At 36.8% G+C, this 6545-nt stretch carries 3 protein-coding genes; all 3 read left to right on the top strand.

What is annotated here, in order from left to right; all coding sequences use genetic code 11:
• Positions 1–119: 119 nt before the first annotated feature.
• Positions 120–3374 carry a hypothetical protein gene (locus C8C76_RS13985; RefSeq protein WP_108142711.1) on the top strand — a complete coding sequence of 1085 codons (3255 nt, stop codon included), beginning with the start codon at positions 120–122 and terminating at the stop codon, positions 3372–3374.
• A 609-nt stretch (positions 3375–3983) separates the two neighbouring features.
• Positions 3984–5906: an autotransporter gene (locus C8C76_RS13980; protein ID WP_108142709.1), complete on the top strand. Its 1923-nt coding sequence runs from the start codon at positions 3984–3986 to the stop codon at positions 5904–5906.
• 28 nt (positions 5907–5934) lie between these two features.
• The coding region (locus C8C76_RS13975; RefSeq protein WP_146161875.1) for a carboxypeptidase regulatory-like domain-containing protein at positions 5935–6545 on the top strand (611 nt) is incomplete at its 3' end.

Here is a 6545-nt window from a genome sequence, read left to right as displayed (position 1 = left end):
AGGGGGAGGGATTCCTGCATTTTATGCGAATTCCTATCCTGACAATTATGATAACTATTAATATTTTTAAAAAAACTATTAGATTTGACGTAACGGCAAATCGTGCAGGAGGTTAAAAAATGAAAGATGTTTATTCATTAAATAATGAAGGTCAATTTATTATAAAAAATTATCAGGAGCAGAAAACATTTGCCAGTTTTCTGCCGGGAATTGCAGGTAAATTTGGAATTCCAATCTGGGCCTTTTATGTAAATCGAGGTCAGGGAGTTGCCAGTTTTGGCTCGCGGAATAAGGATAACGCCATCATGGAGTTTTATCCGGCCAATAAATCCTATCAGAATGTGGCAACAAAAGGTTTTAGAACTTTTATTAAGTTGAAAGATGAAAAGAAAGTTTACGAAGCATTCAGAGATTTAAATGAAAATATCGAAAGTAAAATGACAATTGCTCCTGATTCTTTAAAGATTGAAGAAGAAAATAGTGAGCTGGGTTTAAAAACTACAGTCAGCTATTATATACTGCCCAACGAAGATTTTGGAGCTTTAGTTAGAGAAGTGAAAGTTGAGAATACATCTAATCAGGAAAGAGAGCTTGAAGTATTAGATGGAATGCCGATTTTAGTTCCTTTTGGGATTGAAAATGGAGCCTTAAAAGAGGTCAGTCAGACTATTTCTGCCTGGGCTAAGGTTGATTCTTTTGAGAGCAAAACTCCATTTTATAAGCTGAGAGCTTCAGCTGAAGATGAGGCTGAAGTTAAGCAGATGACAGCCGGTAATTTTTATATTTCCTTTGCTCACGATAATGAAAACGAGCTGCTGACACCACTGGTTGATCCGGATGTTATTTTTGCCGAAAAAACCAGTCTGGAAACAGCACCCGGCTTTGAAAGAGGAGAACTGGCTGGATTTAAGGGAGAGCAGATTTTAGAAAACCGCTTCCCATCTGCCATGGCAGCAGCTAAAAAGAAATTAAAGGCCGGCGAAAAATTGGAGCTTGCTTCAGTTTTTGGTAACCTGGCTGATGAAGATAGACTGAGTGAAATTAAAGATAAAGTATTAGAGCCTGATTATTTGGAAGAAAAAAGAAAAGAATCAAAAAAGATTCATAATTATTATGCAGATCATATCTTTACAGTCAGCGGTAATAAAGAACTTGATGCTTACAGCCGTCAGACTTTTATGGATAACCTGCTTCGAGGTGGTTTCCCCTTAACATTGGGTCAGGAAAACAAAAAGACCTACCATATTTTTTCCCGTAAACACGGAGACCTGGAGAGAGATTATAATGAATTTCTTTTAGAGCCGACCTATTATTCTCAGGGAAATGGTAATTTTAGAGATGTTAATCAGAACCGACGCTGCGATCTCTATTTCAACCCGGAAATCAAAAGAGATAACCTTAAATTATTTGCTGATTTAATTCAGACAGATGGCTATAACCCACTGGTAATTGAGGGCAGCAAGTTTATTTTAACTGAGAGTAAAGCTGTTGATAAAGTGATGGCTGAGCTTGAGGGTGAGGCAAAAGCTGAATTTAGACAGCGTCTGGAAAAGCCATTTACACCTGGGGAAGTAGCTGTTTTTATCGACAGCCGCAAGCTGGAACTTAAATCTTCACTTACAGACTTTATCGACCTTGTAGTTGAGGAAGCCGAAAGCTGGACAGAAGCTAAGTTTGGTGAGGGCTACTGGATTGATCACTGGACCTACAATCTTGATTTAATCGAAAATTATCTGGCTTTATATCCGGAAAAGAAAAAGAAACTTCTATTTGAGGACTTAGACTATACATTTTACGATTCCTATGTTCGGGTTAAGCCCCGCAGTGAAAAATATTTCTTAACTGAAAATGGAGTTCGTCAGTATAATGCGGTTGCTGCAGACAAGAAAAAGCAGGAAGAAATTGCTGCTCGCAGTAAGTTTCCATATTATCTGCGGACTAAAAAAGGAGAAATTTATAATACCAGTCTGTTCAACAAGCTCCTTACTTTAGTGCTGAATAAAACTGCCAGCCTTGATCCCTACGGAATGGGAATTGAGATGGAAGCTAATAAGCCCGGCTGGTATGATGCTTTAAATGGTCTGCCTGGTATTTTTGGTTCATCAATTGCTGAGACAATGGAATTACTGCGGATGGTTAGATTTATGTCAGAAGCTCTATCTGAGCTTAATCTGGAAACAGAGATTGCTCTGGCTGCAGAAATTGCTGATTTTCTGGCCAATCTGGATCACCTGCTAACAGAAGTGAAATCTGATCAGGACTTCCTATACTGGCAGCAGGCCGGTAAGATTAAGGAAGAATACCGGGATAATGTATTTGCTGACCTGGCCGGTAGAGAAGTGGCAGTGTCTACAAGAAAAATAATGAGCTTTTTAAATAAAGTTGAAGCCAAACTTGAGCGGGCTGTAAAGCTGGCTGAAGAAGATAATGGACTCTACACAATGTACTACAGTTATCAGGTTGAAGAATATGATAAACTTGGTCAAAAATCAGAAAATGGACTGGAAAGGGTAGCAGTTAAGAAATTTAAGCAGCACCGACTGCCTCCATTCCTGGAAGCTCAGGTAAGAGGGATGAAGATCCTAAAAGATGACCAGAAAGCTAAAAAGCTTGCCGAAGCAGTTCAAAATAGTGAACTGTTTGACGAGAAGCTTAAAATGTACCGAGTTAATGGTGACTTGAGTGCAGAAAGCTATGAGATTGGAAGAGCGAGAGCCTTCAGTCCTGGCTGGCTGGAAAACGGATCAATCTGGCTGCACATGGAATATAAATATCTACTGGAACTTCTAAAAAGTGGTTTATATAAGGAGTACTATCAGGCAATCAATGATGCGCTGGTACCTTTTCAGGATCCGGAAAGATATGGCCGCAGTATTTTAGAGAATTCTTCCTTTATCTTAAGCAGTTTAAATGGAGATACTAAAAACCACGGTCGCGGTTATATAGCAAGACTCAGTGGTTCAACTGCAGAATATATCAATATGTGGTCCCTGATGGCCTTTGGTGAGCAGCCGTTTAAATATCAAGACGGAGAATTAATCTATCAACCGGAGCCAAAATTAAGTTCAGACTTATTTACAGAGGAAGAAAGAGAAGTAACTCTGCAGTTAAGTGAAACAGAAACAGCTGAAGTAGTGATTCCAGAAGCAGCTTTTGCCTACAGATTTTTAGGACAGACTCTGGTAATCTATCATAATCCGAGCCGAAAAGATACCTTTGGTGAGGATAAAGCAGAAATTGCTAAATTTAAATTAACTGCTGCTGATGGAAAAGAGTTTGAAGTCGAGGCTGCCGAACTAAGAGGAGAAACAGCAGAACAGATAAGAGATGGAGAAATCAAAAGAATAGACATCTTTTTTGTACCCGGTACCTAAATCGTTTTATTGAACCTGGTTAAAAAGAATTTATTCACATAAGGGATTAATATTTTCCGCCTGGAATTCTGAGCATGAAGTCTAAATCGATTTCTTGAAATGTGATGCAAAATGCAGGATATCCAGGCTGGGAAATATTTAATATAAATTAAAGCTAAAACTAAGAGCAAAAAGGGAAAAGAAATGCTGCCGCTAACCCCTATTGGCGGCAGAAGGCTTTTTCCGATTCCAAATTTTTTCTTTATGTCGAAAAAGAAAGAAAATTGTAAATTATGTTTTTAGTTAGCCTAGTGTTATAATTTTTAGTCTTTTAATTTAAAGGAGGTGATTGCCGGGAATGAAAGCAGATTGGAAAGGAAATTAAAAGAGCCACTCCCTTTAGGGCTACAGGCGTCCAACCAGTACCTAAAGTGAAGTGACCTTATATAATTATATCATTTACATAAGAAATTACAATCCTTTCTGATGAATAATAACTAAGGGAATACAAGTTCGTCTTTTAGTTAACTAATTTAAAATAAGTTTATAAGGGATCTTTAAAAGATCAGAAGAAATTAGTTTTCTAATCTATTTTAAATTTAGTTCAGACTGAAAGGGAGGAAAATATAAATGAAAAAAGTATCTATTTTACTTATTTTAGTAATGGTTTTGACTTTTGCTGTAACAACAACTGCTCTGGCAAGTGTAAATTTTAACGGAGCAATGTATTTTATATTTGACGAGTTTACAGAGGTTGATGGGAAGCAGTTTTATTCAATGAACGGGAATACTAATATTTTTGGAACTGGAGACTGGAAGCAGTCTACAACTGATAATATGAATGATAACCGGGAAAAGTTTCAAAATAAGTTAATTTTAAATATGTCTGCTAATATCAGCTCAAATATTACAGCAGATGTTAGTTTTGAATCTTTAGTGGATGAATTTTTAGGTTATCCTAATGGAACTGGAGTAACAAGAGGACAGGAAACTATGACTGTGAGAGATAATAATCCTGTGCTTTTAAAAGATCTGACTGTAACTGCAGATACTGAGGATGCAAAAATTGTAGTTACCAATAACTTTAACTATGATTTTAATCCGCGGGTCCTGGCAACACAGTTTGAAGATAACTGGGGAGATTTAACACCTTATGGTGAAGGTATATTAGTGGAAACTGAGTTATCTGATGTTGGGACCAGGGCTTTTATTTTCCAGACAAGTGAAAGTGAAACTGGTACAGCAAGTGCAGATGGTGATGATATTATTATTGAAGCCAATGATGGTGTATCAAGACCTGCAGACAAAATTGTTTATGGAGCGGATTTCAAAAAAGGATTTGCTAATGGAAGTGCAGGATTGCTACTTGTAAATACTCATGATAAGGGTACTGATACTAATTTCGATGATGACTATAATACTACAGAGGATTATGACTTAGATAAAGATATTTTAAGGCTGGCACTGAATGGTGAATATAGAATTGGACATCGTATTTTTCTAGATGGTGAATTTATTACAGCTAACTATGGTGATGATGTTACAGAAGTTGTTAATGCTCGAAATACACCATGGGCTCCACCAACTCATGAAATAGATAGAGATGGAGATACTAATGTTGTTGAAGTGGGAGCAAAGTTTATTCCACTGCCAGATTCTCAAATTAAACTTAGTTATACAAATGTCGGAGAAGATTATGTGGCTGCAGTAGGAGCAGATCATTCTATGGATTCCTGGCTTGGTAATTCTAGCTTCAGTTTTGAAGATGGGACTGGATATAACAAAGGCTTTGCTGTAGAGGGAAGTTATTTATTGCCTGTAAGATTATATCCAACTGCTCGTTTAGAGTACAGTGACTATGATAAAACCCTGACTGCCAAAAATGAGAATGAAGATACAAATGAAAAAGAAACCAAATTAACTTTAGAGGCTTCAAGAGGTCCCTGGGCTGCTGAAACTTCTTATAGAACTAAAAGCATGACTAATAGCGGCAGTGGAACAGTTGAAGAAACTGATATAACTTACAATGACTTTAACATTAATGGAAGTTATACAGTAATTGAAAACGAAAAATTAACTACTAACTTACGTGGAGACTTGAATTACTATACTGGTGATGATGAGACAATAGACCAAAACTTTTCTACCGAAAATAGAATTAAATTAGGTGTAGGAAATACCTATGTATTAAATGACAAAGTTACTTTAACTGGTAGCTATGACTTAGGCTACGCTACAGAGAATAATGATGTATTTGAAGATGCTAATGGTAGACAGCATTTAATTAAGCTGGGAACAAGCTATCAGGTATCTGCTAATACTACTTTTGATATTCTCTATAAGTATGACAATTATGATCTAAATAGACCGGAAAATATTACAACTGATGCTTTAGTAAATTCTGTTTATAAAAAAGAAGCAGAACATCAGTGGTATGATGGTGGCGAAAGCTGGGAACACGGTTCTGATCACTGGGTTGCTAAGTGGGTAGCTCCAGGTTATGATGGTTATACAACTCATGAGATTAAAGCGACTTTTACAGTTAACTTTTAATTATAGGTAAACTACAGGAGGTAGAAAATTGAAGAAAATTGCGATATTAATGGTTTTAATGATGGGATTACTGGCTCTGGCAGGTTGTAGTAGTGATAATGAGAGTGTAATGGTTGATTATACATTAACAACAAATGTAACTGATGAGACAACTGGTGATCCAATTGAAGGAGCAGCAGTAGAGGTTGATGGAAAAAAAGAGACAACTAATGCTAATGGATTGGCACAGATTGATTTATCTTATGGTGAATATAAAGTTAGTGTTAGCGCTGATGGTTATGGAAATGCTTCAGCTCCAGTAAATATCAGCAATTCAGATAGTAGTTTAGATATTGCTTTATCTGAAAGCTCTTCTGAAGATTCAGAGGGCACTTCAACAACGATAGTAAATTTTGATGAAGCAACAGCGCCAGAATTTAGAGGTTTTGGAGGTGCATCAGGAGAAATAGTAGAAGATCCTAAGGATGCATCAAACCAAGTGATGAAATTAATAAAACCTAATACTGCAGAAACCTGGGCAGGAGTTACAGTATCTACAGGATTAGATGACTCTATACCAGCAGTACCTTTTACAGATACCAAAACAAAGGTAACAGTAAAAGTTTATTCACCAGAAGTTGGAATGCCAATTAGATTAAA

The sequence above is a fragment of the Halanaerobium saccharolyticum genome, from assembly GCF_003053565.1.
Classification (GTDB): Bacteria; Bacillota; Halanaerobiia; order Halanaerobiales; family Halanaerobiaceae; genus Halanaerobium; species Halanaerobium saccharolyticum_B.
Note: the sequence above shows the minus strand (reverse complement) of the source record. Positions and strands in the feature narration are given on the sequence as shown.